Source organism: Parasphingorhabdus pacifica (genome assembly GCF_054779195.1).
Genome location: NZ_BAAGYS010000003.1, coordinates 186,652 through 202,394, shown reverse-complemented (window position 1 = coordinate 202,394; position 15,743 = coordinate 186,652). Strand labels below are relative to the sequence as shown.

15 protein-coding genes are annotated in these 15,743 nt (G+C 67.2%); 12 read left to right on the top strand and 3 right to left on the bottom strand.

Features of this window, described 5'->3' with window-relative positions; translation table 11 throughout:
• Positions 1-9: 9 nt before the first annotated feature.
• Positions 10-777 (top strand): ESX secretion-associated protein EspG, encoded by a 768-nt coding sequence (locus ACYVAN_RS03705; protein WP_460955633.1) that lies wholly within the window; start codon positions 10-12, stop codon positions 775-777.
• A 64-nt stretch (positions 778-841) separates the two neighbouring features.
• Here ACYVAN_RS03705 and ACYVAN_RS03700 read toward each other — a convergent pair whose 3' ends face one another.
• The gene (locus ACYVAN_RS03700; RefSeq protein ID WP_460955631.1) at positions 842-1,021 is read right to left on the bottom strand and encodes a hypothetical protein; all 180 of its coding nucleotides are present in this window, start codon (positions 1,019-1,021) and stop codon (positions 842-844) included.
• Between the two features lie 403 nt (positions 1,022-1,424).
• Between ACYVAN_RS03700 and ACYVAN_RS03695 the strand changes: the two genes are divergently transcribed.
• Positions 1,425-2,045, top strand: a complete 621-nt coding sequence (locus ACYVAN_RS03695) for an L-threonylcarbamoyladenylate synthase (RefSeq protein ID WP_460955629.1) — start codon at positions 1,425-1,427, stop codon at positions 2,043-2,045.
• 164 nt (positions 2,046-2,209) lie between these two features.
• On the opposite strand, the gene ACYVAN_RS03690 is transcribed toward ACYVAN_RS03695, so the two are convergent.
• The gene (locus tag ACYVAN_RS03690; RefSeq protein WP_460955627.1) at positions 2,210-2,677 is read right to left on the bottom strand and encodes a MarR family winged helix-turn-helix transcriptional regulator; all 468 of its coding nucleotides are present in this window, start codon (positions 2,675-2,677) and stop codon (positions 2,210-2,212) included.
• An 86-nt stretch (positions 2,678-2,763) separates the two neighbouring features.
• Here ACYVAN_RS03690 and ACYVAN_RS03685 point away from each other — a divergent pair, with 86 nt between their 5' ends.
• The 3 genes from ACYVAN_RS03685 (at position 2,764) to fmdA (ending at position 5,509) form a co-directional block, all read left to right on the top strand.
• A complete protein-coding gene (locus ACYVAN_RS03685) occupies positions 2,764-3,555 on the top strand; it encodes a dioxygenase family protein (protein WP_460955625.1) in 792 nt (263 codons plus the stop codon).
• Positions 3,556-3,585: 30 nt separating this feature from the next.
• Positions 3,586-4,023 (top strand): DoxX family protein, encoded by a 438-nt coding sequence (locus ACYVAN_RS03680; protein ID WP_460955623.1) that lies wholly within the window; start codon positions 3,586-3,588, stop codon positions 4,021-4,023.
• Between the two features lie 235 nt (positions 4,024-4,258).
• Positions 4,259-5,509 (top strand): formamidase, encoded by a 1,251-nt coding sequence (gene fmdA / locus ACYVAN_RS03675; RefSeq protein ID WP_460955621.1) that lies wholly within the window; start codon positions 4,259-4,261, stop codon positions 5,507-5,509.
• Between the two features lie 145 nt (positions 5,510-5,654).
• Here the strand turns inward: fmdA and ACYVAN_RS03670 are convergent, their stop codons facing one another.
• The gene (locus ACYVAN_RS03670; protein ID WP_460955619.1) at positions 5,655-7,028 is read right to left on the bottom strand and encodes an MFS transporter; all 1,374 of its coding nucleotides are present in this window, start codon (positions 7,026-7,028) and stop codon (positions 5,655-5,657) included.
• A 415-nt stretch (positions 7,029-7,443) separates the two neighbouring features.
• Here ACYVAN_RS03670 and ACYVAN_RS03665 point away from each other — a divergent pair, with 415 nt between their 5' ends.
• From ACYVAN_RS03665 to ACYVAN_RS03635, 7 genes are all read left to right on the top strand, one after another.
• A complete protein-coding gene (locus tag ACYVAN_RS03665; protein WP_460955617.1) occupies positions 7,444-8,427 on the top strand; it encodes a phosphotriesterase family protein in 984 nt (327 codons plus the stop codon).
• A gap of 173 nt (positions 8,428-8,600) precedes the next feature.
• Positions 8,601-9,146, top strand: a complete 546-nt coding sequence (locus tag ACYVAN_RS03660) for a class I SAM-dependent methyltransferase (RefSeq protein ID WP_460955615.1) — start codon at positions 8,601-8,603, stop codon at positions 9,144-9,146.
• Between the two features lie 288 nt (positions 9,147-9,434).
• Positions 9,435-10,715 carry an alpha-hydroxy-acid oxidizing protein gene (locus tag ACYVAN_RS03655; RefSeq protein WP_460955728.1) on the top strand — a complete coding sequence of 427 codons (1,281 nt, stop codon included), beginning with the start codon at positions 9,435-9,437 and terminating at the stop codon, positions 10,713-10,715.
• 101 nt (positions 10,716-10,816) lie between these two features.
• Positions 10,817-11,740 carry a TIGR03619 family F420-dependent LLM class oxidoreductase gene (locus tag ACYVAN_RS03650; RefSeq protein WP_460955612.1) on the top strand — a complete coding sequence of 308 codons (924 nt, stop codon included), beginning with the start codon at positions 10,817-10,819 and terminating at the stop codon, positions 11,738-11,740.
• Positions 11,741-12,185: 445 nt separating this feature from the next.
• Positions 12,186-13,415 (top strand): RNA-guided endonuclease InsQ/TnpB family protein, encoded by a 1,230-nt coding sequence (locus tag ACYVAN_RS03645; protein WP_460955610.1) that lies wholly within the window; start codon positions 12,186-12,188, stop codon positions 13,413-13,415.
• 437 nt (positions 13,416-13,852) lie between these two features.
• Positions 13,853-15,007, top strand: coding sequence for a sensor histidine kinase (locus tag ACYVAN_RS03640; RefSeq protein WP_460955608.1), 1,155 nt, complete (start codon positions 13,853-13,855; stop codon positions 15,005-15,007).
• Entirely contained in the window at positions 15,004-15,657 is a 654-nt protein-coding gene (locus tag ACYVAN_RS03635; RefSeq protein WP_460955606.1) for a response regulator, read from the top strand. The genes ACYVAN_RS03640 and ACYVAN_RS03635 overlap by 4 nt, the downstream gene beginning before the upstream one ends.
• Positions 15,658-15,743 lie beyond the last annotated feature (86 nt).

Genomic DNA, 15,743 nt, shown 5'->3' with positions numbered 1-15,743 from the left:
GAGGAGTCGGTGGATTTCCTGCTGTCGGAACGGGAGTTTGAGGTCCTGTGGTCGGATCTGGGGTCCGGGGCGGCCCCGTTCCCGCTGGAGGTGTCCAGCCACGGTGGAACGGGCGCCGAGCGGGACAGGATGCGCACCGAGGTGTACGACGCACTCCGGATCAGGAAGCTCGTCGAGGACGATGAGCTCGATCCGGATCTGGACGACCTGCTGGGGACGTTGTCCCGGCCCGAGGTCGTCATCGATGTGGTCGGATACGCCGAAGGCACGTTGCGGGCGGTCGCCTGCGGGAACGGTCAGGCGGGGGTGCTGGCTCGTGTGGTCGACGGCGGTATCGGACTGACGGGGATTCGGCCGACTGCGCTGCCTCGCTCGATCGTGGAGACCGTTCCTGACCGCGAGATGGGGCGGGGACCGTCCATGTCGTTACGGCACGACGACCTGCTGAGCGCGACCGGGCAGGACGGTGCGGACGACGGGGCGCTGGGCGCTGATTCCGAGCACGACTCACTGGTCCGCGCGGGCGTCGATCCAGAGAACGCGGTGTGGTTGCTCCGTGCGGCGGAGAATCGTCGCAGCGGCGGTCAGTTCGGCGTGAGCCTTCGCGAGAGCCGCTCGACGATGTATCGCGTTCCGACCATGGTCACCTGGTTCGACACCGATTCGGGGCGATACCTCATGGTTCGGGACGGCGACTGGGTGAGCATCGCTCCGGCTGATCGTGCCCGGATCAAGCAGCGCCTGGACGCGGTGATCGCCGAGGACGATCTCGACTGAGCGTCCGGGCGGGATCGCTGCCGGCCCGGACGAACGCGTCACGGCAATGGCCGCTCCCGCGAGTTCAGTGGAACGCGCGGCCGAGCAGGTCGGCGGTGACCACGCCGGTGGAAGCGAACTTGCGTTGCGGCCTGCGGGTCTTGAACGGGCCGCTCGGCACGACCAGGCTCTCGGGAAGCGGGCAGGCCCGACCGCCGTTGGCGGGGCGCGCGGTGGAACCGCTGTTTTCGGTCTTGCTGGGCACAGTTGTCTCCTCGGTTGAGGGCGGTGCGCGGATCAGCGAAAAGCCGACATGGATGTGTCGACCGAACACCAGTGTTGCAAGGGGCTCGGGGCCCGCCGAACGCGGGGCCCCGTGTGCTGCTTGAACGCCTCGGGACAGTGTCGCCGGGTGAACACTCGATCGCCGAGCGTGTCCGTCGCGGCGGTCGGTCGGTCGCTCGCTCGGTGGGGAGTCACGGCGAGCGCCCTGCTCACTCGCCCGGGAATGTGGATCACCGCACGTGTCGATCTCGGAGTGGTTCCGAACCGACCGGACGGCATGCAGTGTTTCCAGTGAGAACAATCTCGTCGCGTGTCGGAAGATTCGACTGCGGTGACGAGTGCCACCAGCGGGTCCTCATTGTGATCGCGCCTAAGCTCGACACATGGCGAAGTACTTCGATGTGCATCCGGTGAACCCGCAACGGCGCTCGATCGGCAAGGTGGTCGACATCCTCCGGAGCGACGGTCTGATCGCCTATCCGACCGACTCCTGCTTCGCACTCGGGTGTGAGCCGGGGAACAAGGAGGGCATCGAGCGGATCCGCGCGATCAGACGACTGGACAGCAGGCACCACTTCACGCTGGTGTGCCGGGACTTCGCGCAGCTCGGACAGCTCGTCCACATCAACAACTCGGTGTTCCGCGCGATCAAGACGGCGACGCCGGGCAGTTACACGTTCATCCTTCCGGGTACCAAGGAGGTACCGCGCAGGCTGCTGCACCCCAAGAAGAAGACGGTCGGTGTCCGGATACCGGACCACGTCACCACGCAGACGCTGCTCGAAGAGCTCGGTGAACCGCTGGTCTCCAGCACCCTCCTGCTGCCTGATCAGGAAGAGCCGATGACGAACGGATGGGACATCAAGGAGCGTCTCGACAACGAGGTCGATGCGGTGCTCGATTCCGGTGACTGCGGTATCGAGCCGACGACGGTGATCGACTTCTCCGATTCCGAGCCGGAGATCGTGCGTCGTGGTGCCGGTGACACCGACCTGTTCGAGTAGTCGGTAGGAAGCGGCCCGCCGGCGGGGACGGCGGGCGGCCGGTCCGCGCTGATCCCGGGAGTCCTGGCACGATCACCCGATGGAATTGGCCGCCTGGTCCGGGGTGCCATCCCCGTCCAGGCGGTTACCGGGAGGTCGCGCCGACTGCCGTCGAACGCGCCCGCTTACTGGTTGTCGCTCGCTCGGAAGGCGCGCACTACCGTGCTCATCCCATCGGTCAGCGCGGTCAGCTGTTCCCCGCTGAGCAGGTCGATCAGCGAGGAACGCACGAGCGCAACGTGGTCGGGCGCGATCGCGGCGAGTTTCTCCCGTCCCTGCTCGGTGAGTGCCGCGTTGATCCCGCGGTCGTCGGTTGGGCACCGGGACCTGCGGACGAGTCCGTTCTTCTCCAGCTGGGCGACCTGATAGCTCAGTCCGCTCTTCGAGGTCACCACGTCGTCCGCCAGTTCGGTCATGCGCAACTCGCCGTCCGGAGCCTCGGAGAGGCGGACGAGGATCTCGTACTGCGGGTGTGAGAGCCCGCCCTGCTCGCGCAATTGCTGCTCCACGCGGCGCGAGACCAGATGGCTCGCCTCCAGGAACGCCGTCCACGCTGCCATTTCCCGCTGGTCGAGCCACCTCGATTCGGACATGGCCCCATTCTAGTTCTTGTTTGAATTTGAACTACTCTGCTACTGTTCCGCTAGTTGTTCAAATTCGAACGAAGGGGGTGGTCGTCGTGAACCATGCTGGTCCGGAGCGGATGCCCGCGGTCTACCTGAGTCACGGAGCCCCGCCGCTGGCAGACGACCCGGTGTGGACCCGGGAACTGGCCGAGTGGTCCGGCGACCTGCCCGAACCGCATGCGGTCCTGATGATCTCCGCGCACTGGGAGCAGGCGCCGCTGGCGATCGGTGCCACGACCACGGTTCCGCTGATCTACGATTTCTGGGGTTTCCCGGAGCGCTATTACGCGGTGCGGTATCCGGCGCCGGGATCGCCGGAGCTGGCCGCGCGCGTGCGCGCCCTGCTGCGCGGCCGGGAGCTGCCGGTCGAGAACCACCCCGCCCGTGGGCTCGACCACGGCGCCTACGTGCCGTTGAAGGAGATGTACCCCGACGCGCACATCCCGGTGCTGCAGATCTCGATGCCCACCCTGCAGCCGGAAGACTTGTTGCGCGTCGGCCGTGCGCTGGCTCCGCTCCGCGACGAGGGAGTGCTCATCGTCGGGAGCGGATTCTTCACCCACAACCTGCGAGCGTTGCAAGCGCCGAGCACGCCGAACTGGTCCGTCGAATTCGACGACTGGGGGCGCCACGCGCTGGGTGCCTGCGATGTCGACAGCCTGCTCGACTTCCGGCACAAGGCTCCGGCAAGCGACCTCGCACACCCTCGGACAGAGCACTTCGCACCGCTGTTCGTCACGCTCGGTGCGGCCGAAGACGAGCTGTCCAACCAACGGACCGCCATCGACGGGTTCTGGCACGGACTGTCGAAGCGATCCGTGCAGTTCGGCTCAAAGCCGGAATGAATCGACCGATCAACGCAAGGAGAAACAACAATGCCGCAGCCACCACAACAGATTCGTGACCTCGTGCTCTTGCTGGCCCGGATCGCGTTGGGTGTCGTGTTCATCGCCCACGGTCTGCAGAAGTTCCTGCAGTGGGGAATCGGCGGTACCGCGCAGTCGTTCGGCCAGATGGGCATTCCGGTTCCGGGTATCTCGGCGTGGTCGACCGCCCTGATCGAAGTCGTCGGCGGTGCGGCTCTGCTGCTCGGGCTCGCCCTCCCACTCGCGGGCGTGCTGCTCGCTCTGACCATGCTCGGTGCACTGGCCCTGGCCCACCTCGGGCAGGGACTGTTCGTATCCGACGGTGGATTCGAGTACGTGCTCGTGCTGGCCGCCGGTGCGCTCGCACTCGGCTTCAACGGCGGTCGCTACGCCCTCGACCAGGCGTTCAACGGCCGGGACCTAGATAAGGAACAAGCGAGCGCCTGAGTGCGGACGGTGGAGTCGGCGGCTCGAACCGATCGGTTCCAGCCGCCGACTCCTGTCCGTGGTCGTCATCCCCTTCCGTGGGGCGTCATCGAGGGATGCGCTGCGATCACTGGCCGGGCGGACGGCCCGCGGCGGTGTTAAGACCGGAGGAACGGCTCCGGGGAGCGCCGCGCGAGGGTCGGTGACGGCGAGCGAACACCGTGTCCCGGTGCCCCCGATGTTCTGGGAGGGGTTTATGCCTGCAACCGTGTTTCGCGTCGACCAGCAGAAGTCCATGCGCGACCAGGACGTACCCGGGCACAACCGGTGGCATCCGGACATTCCGCCCGCCGCTGAGGTGCGCCCAGGTGACGATTTCCGCGTCGAGTGCAAGGACTGGACCGACGGCCAGGTCCGCAACACCGACTCGGCCGACGACGTTCGGGATATGGTCCTCGACCATAACCACATGCTCAGCGGCCCGATCTCGGTCGCGGGTGCCGAACCGGGTGATCTGCTCGTGGTCGACTACCTGGACTTCGGCCCCGCTCACAACGTCGATCGCGATCCGGGCAGCGAACCCGGTCAGGGGTGGGGTTACACGGGGATCTTCGACCGGAGCAACGGTGGCGGTTTCCTGACCGATCACTTTCCCGAGGCGGGCAAGGCGATCTGGGACTTCCACGGTAGGCAGGCCACCTCGCGTCATCTGCCGGGGGTACGGATCCAGTCGAACATTCACGCCGGGTTGGCGGGCTGTGCTCCCTCGGGCGAGCTCCTCGCGGAGTGGAACCGGCGGGAGAAGGAACTCATCGACACCCATCCGAACCGGGTGCCGCCACTGGCACTTCCCCCGGAGGAGAACGCCAGCCTGCTCGGCAGCCTGTCCGGTCCGCGGCTGGACCGGGTGGCGCAGGAGGGCGCGCGCACTGTGCCCCCACGCGAGCACGGCGGCAACGTCGACATCAAGAATCTCGGCATCGGGTCCAGGGTCCTGTACCCGGTCTACGTTCCCGGAGCCAACTTCTCCATCGGAGACCTGCATTTCGCGCAGGGCGACGGCGAGATCAGCTTCTGCGGCGCGGTGGAGATGGGCGGTTACGTCGACATCGGCATCGGACTCATCAAGGACGGGATGCGCAAGTACAACACGATCATGCCGATCTTCAGCCCGGGCAGGCAGGAGCCCAGGTACAGCGAGTTCGTCTGCTTCACCGGGATCTCCGTGGACGAGCGGGGAACTCAGCACTACATGGACGCCACCATCGCCTACCGGCGGGCCTGCCTGAACGCGATCGACTACCTCAAGCAGTTCGGCTACACCGGTGAGCAGGCATACTTGATCCTGTGTGCCTCGCCCATCGAGGGGCGGGTGAGCGCGATCGTCGACATTCCGAACGCGTGCTGTTCGCTCTACCTGCCGGTGGAGATCTTCGACTTCGACATCCGCCCCACCGAGGACGGTCCGGTCCACACCGATCGGGGCCAGTGCGCCGTCACTTCCTGAACGACGAGGATCCCGTCAGCGTCGGACGCATGGCCGACGCTCACGGGTGGCGTTCACGGGACGGCGTGGCGATCTCGGGACAGTGCGGGAGCGCGGGAACCGAGTCCCCGCGCTCCCTCGTAGTCCACTGTGGTGGGCGCGGCGGTCAGCCGCTTTCCCGGCCGGTACGTGGTGACCCGCCACTAGCGGCGGTCACGGGCCGGACGGTCTCGGTACGACCCGTGGAGTGCGTTTCCCGCAGCAGCAGGGTGGATCCCAGCGTGACCAGTCCCATGAGCATCAGGAACGCCGATACCGATGCGGAGGAACCGGTCATGGCCAGCAGTGCGGTCATCAGGAACGGCGTGCCACCGCTCACGAGGATCGCGGCAAGCTGGTAGGCCATCGAGGCACCGGAGTAGCGCACCCTCGGCTCGAACAGCTCGCTGAGGTAGGCCGCCAGCGGCCCGTACGTCAGGCTGGACCCGATGCTTCCGACCGAGGCGGCGATCGCGACGCCCGCGAGTGTCGCGGTGTCCACCAGCCAGAAGAACGGGAACGCCCACAAGGTCAGCAACCCGGCGCCGAAGAGGATCATCGGCCGGCGCCCGTAGCGGTCGGAGAGCGCACCGCTGATGAAGATCACGGCGATCCCGACTGCCGAGGACACCAGCGTGATCAGCAACAGCGATGTTCGCTGCATGCCGAGTTCACGGGTCCCGTAGTCCAGCAGGCCGGAGATGCTGATGTAGAAGACGGAGTTCGTCGCGAAGAGCAAACCGCATCCGAGCAGGACAGTACGCTTGTGGGTCCGGAGCACCTCCATCAGCGGTGCCTTTTCCGTTTCCTGCGCCTGTTCCTCCTTGCGTTCCTTGAGCTCGCGGAACACCGGCGTGTCTTCCACGCGCAGCTGGATGAACAGCACCACGGGCGCGAGCGCGGCACTGGCCAGGAACGGGATGCGCCAGCCCCACGACATGAAGGCTTCGGGGCCCATCGCGGCCCCGACGATCAGGAAGGCGACGTTTCCGAGGATCACGCCGAACGGAACGCCCATCTGGCCGAAGGTTCCCGCGGTGCCGCGTCGTCCGCCGGGCACGTTTTCGGTCAGCAGCAGGATGATCCCGCCCCACTGCCCGCCGACGGCGATGCCCTGCAAGAAGCGCAGGACCACGAGCAGGACGGGGGCGAGCACTCCGATGGTCGAGGCGCCGGGCAGGACGCCGATGAGGAACGTCGCCGTGCCCATCATGATCAGGCAGGTCACCACGGCGGGTTTGCGCCCGATGCGGTCACCGAGATGTCCGAAGACCAGTCCGCCGATCGGGCGGGCGACGAATCCGGCCCAGAAGGTGGCGAACGAGAGCAGTACGCCAATGATCGGCGTACTGCTGGGAAAGAAGACCGTGCCGAAGACGAGGGCGGCGGCGGTCGCGTAGATGAAGAAGTCGTACCACTCGATCGAACTGGCGATCAGGGCGGCGAACATCAATTTCTTCGTGGAGGGGGATCCGGGGGCGGTCGATTCAGATGCGGGCATTCGCTGGCTCCCTGGGGCGGGTCGGGCAACGAAGGGTGAATCAGTACAGACCGACTGGTTGGTACGACACCTTGGCGTGATGTGCCTCACCCCGTCAACCCCTGGCTTGTTCCAGGTGTGCTGTACGGCGAGCAACGGCGGTTCCGTCGAACGGCGGCGCCGGTTGGCGCGCACGCCCGCCCCGGCATCCATCGCTCCGGCATTCATCGACCCGGCATCCATCGCTCCGAGTCGTCGAGTCCCAACCGGAGAGCGAAGAACCGGTCGATGTTCTCGAGAATTCACCCCACGTGATCAACGCACCGCAGGCGATGTGCCGGGCGGGCTTCGCGAATGGGGTTCGTCGTCGAGTCTTGACCTTGTCGCGACGGGGGGTGACAGTCGTCACCGGCGGCTCGCTGGCGAGGAGGGTGTCATGGCATCGGTGGCAACGGTCCGGGGGCCGGTCGATCCGGATGATCTGGGTGTGACCCTCATGCACGAGCACGTATTCGTGCTCACGCCGGACGTCCTGCAGAACTACGGTTGGCAGTACTGGGACGAGGAGGAGCGGGTCGCCGACGCCATCGAGAAGTTGCAGCGGCTCCGGGCCGCGGGCGTGACCACCATCGTCGACCCGACAGTGGTGGGACTCGGGCGCTACATCCCCAGGGTCGAACGGATCAACAACGCCGTCGACATCAACATCGTGGCCGCCACCGGCCTCTACACGTTCGCCGAACTTCCGCACCTCTTCACCTACCGAGGGCCGGGGACCGTGCTGGGCGGCCCCGAGCCGCTGACCGAGATGTTCATCGGAGACATCCGCGACGGGATCGCGGGGACGACGATCAAAGCCGGTCTACTCAAGTGCGTGATCGAAGCGGCCGGACTCACCGAGGACCAGACCCGGGTTCAACGGGCGATCTGCGATGCCCACCGGGAGACAGGTGCACCGATCACCGTCCACACCAATTCCGCCCGACAAACCGGTCGGCTTGCGTTGGACTTCTACGCCCGCAGCGGTGTCGACCTCACCAAGGTTGTGATCGGGCACGCCGGTGACAGCAATGACCTCGACTACCTCAAGTGGATCATGGATCAGGGAGCATCGATCGGCTGCGACCGGTTCGGACTGGACCAGTACAACACGACCGAGAACCGGGTCCGCACCGTCGCGGCGCTGTGCGCGCAGGGGTATGCCGACCGCATCGTGCTCGCCCACGACGCCGCGTGCTTCATGGATTATTTTCCGGACGACGCCGCCAGGCAGGCGCTCGCGCAGGCCGCACCGAACTGGCATTACCTGCACATCACCGAGGACGTTCTCCCCGCTCTGCGTGCACAGGGCGTCACCGACGAGCAGATCACCACGATGCTGGTCGAGAATCCGCGGCGCTACCTCGACGTGCCGGGCTGACACTTCCGGCGGGTCTCGACGCGCTGCCGGGCCCCGGTTCCCCGCGGCTGCTTCCCCGGCGCTGCGGATCGCCACCCGACGGGTGCGGTGCCGGTGACGGGGGCCGCTTGGAACAATCGACGTGCGGCCCTGGGGTCGCGGTCCGGTTAGCCGCGTGCGAACGGAGAGTTCTCGTGAAGTGGGATGGCGATGATTACCAGCGCCGGTTCGACGAGTTGGCGTCGTCGGGCATGGACATCCACGGTGAAGCCGACCTCGTCGAGGCGTACTCGCCGTCGAGCGTGCTGGACGCTGGTTGCGGCACGGGCCGGGTAGCCATCGAACTGGCCCGGCGGGGTATCGACGTGGTCGGGACCGACGTCGATGCCTCGATGCTGGCTACCGCCCGCCGCATCGCCCCGGACATCGCGTGGGTCGAGTCGGATCTCGCCGAACTGGACCTCGACCGCCGGTTCGACCTGGTGTTGCTGGCGGGCAACGTCCCGCTGTTCACCGCACCCGGCACCGAATCCGCGCTCGTAGCGGGCGCCACTCGGCACGTGGAGCCAGGGGGTGTCCTGGTGTCCGGTTTCAGCCTCGATCGAGGCTACGGAGTGGCCGATTACGATTCCCACGCCGAATCGGCCGGTCTGGAACTCGTCGAGCGGTTCGCCACGTGGGAACGCGATCCGTTCGCCGATGGTGACTACGCGGTGTCCGTGCACCGCCGCCCGGCCTGATCCAGGCGACGTGTCCGATATGGACCGAACGCACCGGGAAGCGCCTACGGGTAGACCGGGGGCCCCGGTGGCGACGCCGTTCGGCCCGGCAGCGCACACTCCGGATGTCGTGGTTTCCTGCGACCTCTTGTGCCCTTCGTTCCCAGGGGAGAGGATTCCGGCCCGACGGTCCGAGCACGGAAGTCGGCGCGTCCCGAACCCGCCGGTACCCGGAGCCGTCTCCGGTTCCCGGTGGCGACCGCGAACCGGCCCCACCGGAGTTCTCGCGGAGGAGACGGGTTGGCCAAAATGAACAGCGCCGAATCCATCGGGCGAGTAGTGCAGTCGCGGATCTACCGCGCCGGGGCGCTCGGACGACGCCCCGTCGTGCCGGTCACGCCGGCGCGTCTCGAGCAGGCCGCTCGCAAGCGGATGTCGCCCCGGGCGTGGGCCTACGTCGCAGGATCGGCGGGCAGCCAGCGCACTGCTCGGGCGAACCGGGAAGCCCTCGACCGCAGGCGGATCGTGCCGCGAATGCTCCGCGACGTCGCGGTCCGGGACACGTCGGTGGAACTGTTCGGCGAGCGACTCGCCAGCCCGTTCCTGTTGGGACCGGTAGGCGTCCTCGAGATGGCGCACGCCGGGGCGGACCTCGCGGTGGCAGGCGCCGCGGCGGAACTCGGAACGCCCATGGTCATCTCCACCCAGGCTTCCGCTCCGATGGAGGAGATCGCCTCCGGGCTGGGCGGGACGTCGAACTGGTTCCAGCTCTACTGGAGCAGCGAACGCGAACTGGTGACCAGCTTCGTCGACCGGGCGGAATCGAGCGGCAGCAAGGCGATCGTGGTCACCCTGGATACGAACCTGCTCGGCTGGCGCAGCTGGGACCTCGATCTCGGCCACCTGCCGTTCGCCCGAGGGCAGGGCATCGCCCAATACACGAGTGATCCGGTGTTCCGCGATCTCGTCCGGCAGCGGACGGGCAGGACGCGCGGAGCGGAGAGCGTGCGTCCCACCCTGACCGCCCTGCGGACCTTGGTCTCCCAGGCGCGACACCACCCGGGCCGCTTCCGGGACAACCTTCGTTCGCCCGAACCGCGTGCGGCCGTGGAAACGTTCCTCGACGTCTTCTCCAACCCGGCGCTGACCTGGGACGATCTCGCCTTCCTCCGCGAACGTACCAAGTTGCCGATCCTGCTCAAGGGAATCCAGGACTCCCGGGACGCGGCCAAAGCGTTCGACCACGGAGTCGACGGTCTCGTGGTGTCCAACCACGGAGGTCGGCAGGTCGACGGCGCGGTCGGTTCGCTGGACGCGCTGCCCGAGGTTGTCGAGCAGGTCGGCGACCGGATTCCCGTACTGTTCGACAGCGGTGTTCGAGGGGGAGCGGACGCGTTCAAGGCACTGGCGCTGGGAGCTCGGGCCGTGCTGGTGGCACGCCCGTACGTTTACGGGCTCGCGCTGGCGGGCAAGGCAGGCGTGGTGGAAGTGATGCAGCACCTCGCCGCCGAGTTCGACCTGACCATGGGCCTGGCGGGTTGTGCCGAGGTCGGCGACATCGACTCGGAGCTGCTCCGACCAGCCGCCTGACCCCCGAGGCACCTGATCACTGAGCGCGTGACCATGGAACCGTGCGTGATCGCTGCGTCGCGACTGCGCTCCTGCCCGGGCGCTCTGTCTATTGTCGGGACATGACCACGCTTGGAGTCAAGATCACCAATACCGGAGAGCAGGCCCTTGACCAACCGGGAATGGCGGCGATGGCCAGGGTAGCGGAGCAGAACGGCGCGGAGTCGGGACACATCTCCGATCACGTGGTCCTCGTGGAGGGCTCGCAGTCGCACTACCCGTTCTCCGCCGACGGCGTCCTGCCCTGGCCGAACGACCTCGACGTCTACGATCCGCTGGTGGCCTGCGGCTGGATCGCCGCCGCGACCGAGACTCTGCGGCCGACCACGTCGGTGCTGGTGCTGCCGATGCGGCATCCCCTCGCACTGGCCAAGACCGTGGCCACCATCGACCGCCTGTCGGGTGGTCGGATGGTGCTCGGTGTGGGAGCGGGCTGGCTCGCCGAGGAATTCAACGCACTGGGATGGGACTTCGCGACGCGCGGTCGCCGGATGGACGAGTCCATCGAGGTGCTGCGCCGAGCGTGGACCGGGGACACCGCTGCTTTCGACGGGGAGCACTTCCAGTTCGACGCGGGCGTGCACTGCCGCCCGCTGCCGGTGCGGGACGGCGGGGTTCCGTTGCTGATCGGCGGCATGGGGCAAGCCGCGTTCCGCCGCTCCGCCCGAGTCGGGGACGGATGGTTGGCGCTGGTTGACCTGCATCGCGATCTCGGCGGTCGGCAGCGCGCGGACGGCCTCGCCAGGTTGGCCGCGAAGTTGGCCGACCTGGAAGCGAGGTTGGCCGCTATCGGCCGCGACCGGGGCGACTTCCACGCGGCGGTGAAACTGATCGGCGTGGGTCCTGACCAGCTCGAACTGCTTCCCGAGGTGGCTTGCGAGCTGGCGGCGATCGGTTTCGACGAGGTCGTGGTCGACCCGATGTGGCGGGATCTCGAGGAGGCGGCCGCTGTCGTCCGGGAATGCCGGGCCGCGCTGGACGGCTGACTCCGCGCGTGGTCGCGTTCGGCAGCGGGCACGCAGGGAAGTCCGCGGTTGTCGCGGAACAGGGGGAACGTCGAACAACGCGGGCAACCGAGCGCATGTCTACGCGGACTTTCGTAGACGTGAGCCGCTCCAAGGACGATGTGCCGAGGCTTTCCGCAGCCGCATGCTCGGAGCATGAGTGAAGTTCTTCCGGCACTGGTGCGAGCGTGGACCGGGGGCAGGCACGCCGAACGCATCGCCTACGTGAGCGGTGCCCTCCTGGGCACCAGCGGCTTGGCGCACGTGTGCGTCCTGTTGGTCACCGGAGGTTCGTGGAGCGGACCGGTGTCGTTGCGCAAAGCGGCCACGTTCGGGGTCCTTCGGCTTGACGCTGATCGCCGTTACCTGGGCGACCGCACCCCTGCACATCGGACGGCGGCTGAGACCGCTCCTTCTTGGGATTCTCATGGTCACCAGCGTTCTGGAGACCGCGCTGATCACCGTGCAGGCGTGGCGGGGCGTGCCGTCGCACTTCAACCTCGAAACGCCCCTGGACGCCGCGGTGTCGAGCACGCTGGCCGTCGGCGGTGCGATCATCGTGCTGACGATCGCCGGTTTCTTCCTGACCGGGATCGCACCGCGCTTCGCATGCTCGGTGACACTCCCCCTGCCCCGGCGATTCGGACTCGCCATGCTGTTCGTGTCGATGGTGGTCGGCGCACTGATGATCGCCAAGGGAGTGACTCTGTACAAGAACTTCTTCGACTCGCTCAAGGGCAAGCGCGCAGGCCGGAAGATGGGCGTGCCTCGTTTCAAGTCCCGCAAAGACAATCGTCAAGCCATCAGGTTCACCAAGGGTGCGTTCACCGTCCGGGGCAACGGCCGGTTGTCGCTGGCCAAGATCGGTGACGTGCGGGTGGCGTGGTCGCGGGACCTGCCCTCGACGCCGTCATCGGTCACCGTGGTCAAGACGGCCGATGGTCGGTATTTCGCTTCGTTCGTGGTCGAGGTGGGGGACGAGACCCTCCCGGCCGCCGTCGGTGTCGACGGCCCCGACATTGAGATCGGTATCGACCTCGGACTGTCGGCGTTCGCCGTGGACCAGAACGGCCGCGTCATCGACAACCCGCGTTTCCTGCACCGCGCCGAACGCAAGCTCAAACGGCTCCAACGCGCGGTCAGCAGGAAACAGCGCGGCTCGAACAACCGCACCAAGGCACGCAAGAAACTTGCACGTCAGCACGCGAAGGTCACCGACACCCGAGCCGACTGGCTGCACAAGGCTACGACCAGCATCGTTCGTGAGAACCAAACGATCGTGCTGGAAGACCTCGCAGTCTCCGGCCTCGCCCGCACCCGGCTGGCGAAGTCCGTGCACGACGCATCATGGGGCACCTTCCGACGACTCCTCACCGAGAAGTACGCACGGTACGGCCGTGATCTGGTCGTCATCGACCGGTGGCTGCCGACCTCGCAAACCTGCTCGGTATGCGGAAGCGTCGACGGGAAGAAACCCCTGTCGGTACGTGAGTGGGAATGCCCCTGCGGAGCAGTCCACGACCGCGACACCAACGCTGCACGCAACATCCTCGCCGCCGGACGGGCGGAGAGGCGAAACGCCTGTGAAGACCAGGTAAGACCCGCTACGCGGGCGCAGGTCGACGAAGCAGGAACCCACCGAGACCGGGCCGCATAAACGGCCCGGTGGTAGGAATCTCCCGCCTTCAGGCGGGACAGGACGTCAAACCGTTCTCACCGTCGTGGTGGCGATCGAATCGTTCAACCGCATTTCGCCGTTTTCGGCAGCACCACCAACGGCGATGTTCACCGGCGCTTGCGCCCTCGCGACCCTGGTGGCCCTCGGGCTCGTCGCCGTCGGAGCACTTCGTGGGAAGGGAGCCGACGCCTCCCGACAGCGGGTGACCCGATGAGCCGGTGGGCGCCCAACACCTCGTTCCGCCACAAGAGCAACGTGACGGCACCCGATGGTTGTCCGCCGGGTGCGGTACTCGATGCGAAACAGCACCAGACGCACTCCGGAAGTTTCGGACGGCTGCTACGCGCCCGGGCGTAGGCCCGAGCTGCGCCCTCGTGCGGATGCGACCGGTCGATGATCGGCCCTATCGTCGTGACATGAACTTCCCGGCCCGGCGGTTGTTGCGCGTCCTGGGGACCGACGTCGCGCTGGCCATCGTTCTCGGCACCGCGATCCTGCTCATCACACCGTTCGCGGCCCGAGGCGAAGTCCCGCCGCACACCGCGCCGGACTGGATCTCGACCACGCTGATCGTGATCGCCGCGGCCTCCCTGGTGCCACGGCGGTTCTGGCCGTTGGTGACATTGGCCGGTTCGGTCGGTTCACTCGCGGTCTACCTGGCCCTGCAGTACCCGCCGGGACCCGTCTTCCTCACCGGCGTGGTGGCAATCTACTCGGTGGCGTGCATGCTGCCCATGGGACGTTCGGCGTTGGCCGCCGCGTCGGCAGTCCTGGTGCTGACGTTGGGGCACCTCTCCGGCATGACCTGGGAGGCGTTCGTGACCGACGCGCTCTCGATGCTGCTGGGCGGTGGTGCTTTGATGGTGGCCCCGTGGGCGGTCGGTACCGTCGTCCGACTGCACCGCGAATCGGAATCCCGCCTGCGGGAGGACGAAGCGCGCAAGCGCGCCTACGACGAGCGCCTCCGAGTCGTCCAGGAAGTGCACGACGTCGTCGGGCACGGACTTTCGGCGATCAACTTGCAGTCCGGGGTGGCTCTGCACGTGCTCGACCAGCAGCCGGAACAGGCTCGGCCCGCCCTGACCGCGATCCGGCAGACCAGCAAGGACGCCCTGGACGAACTGCGCGGGACGCTCGCGGTGTTCCGGCAGCCCGAGGAGCCGGGTGAACGCGTTCCCACCCCGGGCCTGGCGAACCTGGACGCGCTCGTGGAGCGGATGGACCGGGCCGGTCTTCCGATCGAAGCCGTCGTCGACGGCGAACCGAGGTCGTTGCCCGCGACCGTGGACCTCGCCGCCTACCGGATCGTGCAGGAGTCGCTGACCAACGTGGTGCGACACGCGGGGCCGTCGTCCGCGTCGGTGCGAGTGGAGTACCGGGACGACGGGGTGGATGTGGAGATCACCGACAACGGCAAGGCACGGATGTCCGTCGACCCGGCTTCGGAAGGACAAGGAATCGCGGGCATGCGGGAACGCGCCAGGGCCGTGGGCGGAAACTTGCACGCGGGGCCCCGCCCTGGCGGGGGATTCCGGGTGCACGCGCACCTGCCGTTGGAGGGAGCGGGGTGATCCGCGTCGTGGTCGCCGACGACCAGAACCTGATCCGGCTCGGACTGCGAGTGCTGCTCGATGCGGAACCGGACGTGGAACTGGTCGGCGAGGCAGGGGACGGTGCGGCGGCGATCGAGCTCGTTCGGGACCACCGACCCGAAGTGGTGCTCATGGATGTGCGGATGCCGGTGCTGGACGGTATCGAGGCGTTGCGCGCGATCGTTTCCGACCCGGAGCTCGCGACTACCAAGGTCGTCGTGCTGACGACCTTCGAACTCGACGAGTACATCTTCGAATCATTGCGCGCCGGCGCGAGCGGATTCCTGATCAAGGACACCGAGCCCGCCGAGTTGCTGCGCGCCATCAGGGTGGTCGCGGCGGGCGAGTCCCTGTTGTCACCTGCGATCACCCGCAGGGTCATCAGCCGGTTCGCGGGTGACTCGACCGTCCACTCGCAACCGCATCCGGCGCTCGACTCCCTCACCGCACGCGAGCGCGAAATACTCGCTCTGGTGGGTCACGGTCTGTCCAATGAGGAAATAGCCGACCGGCTCGTGGTCAGCCCGGCCACCGCACGCACTCACGTGAGTCGTGCGATGGTCAAACTGGATGCGCGCGATCGGGCTCAACTCGTCGTGTTCGCGTTCCAGGCCGGACTCGTCGGTTGAGTACCACGGGCAGGCTGTCCCGCTACCGTTCGCGTCGAGCCGGTCTGCGCGTCCACGCGTAGCCGGAAAGCCGCTTCCGGCCCGAC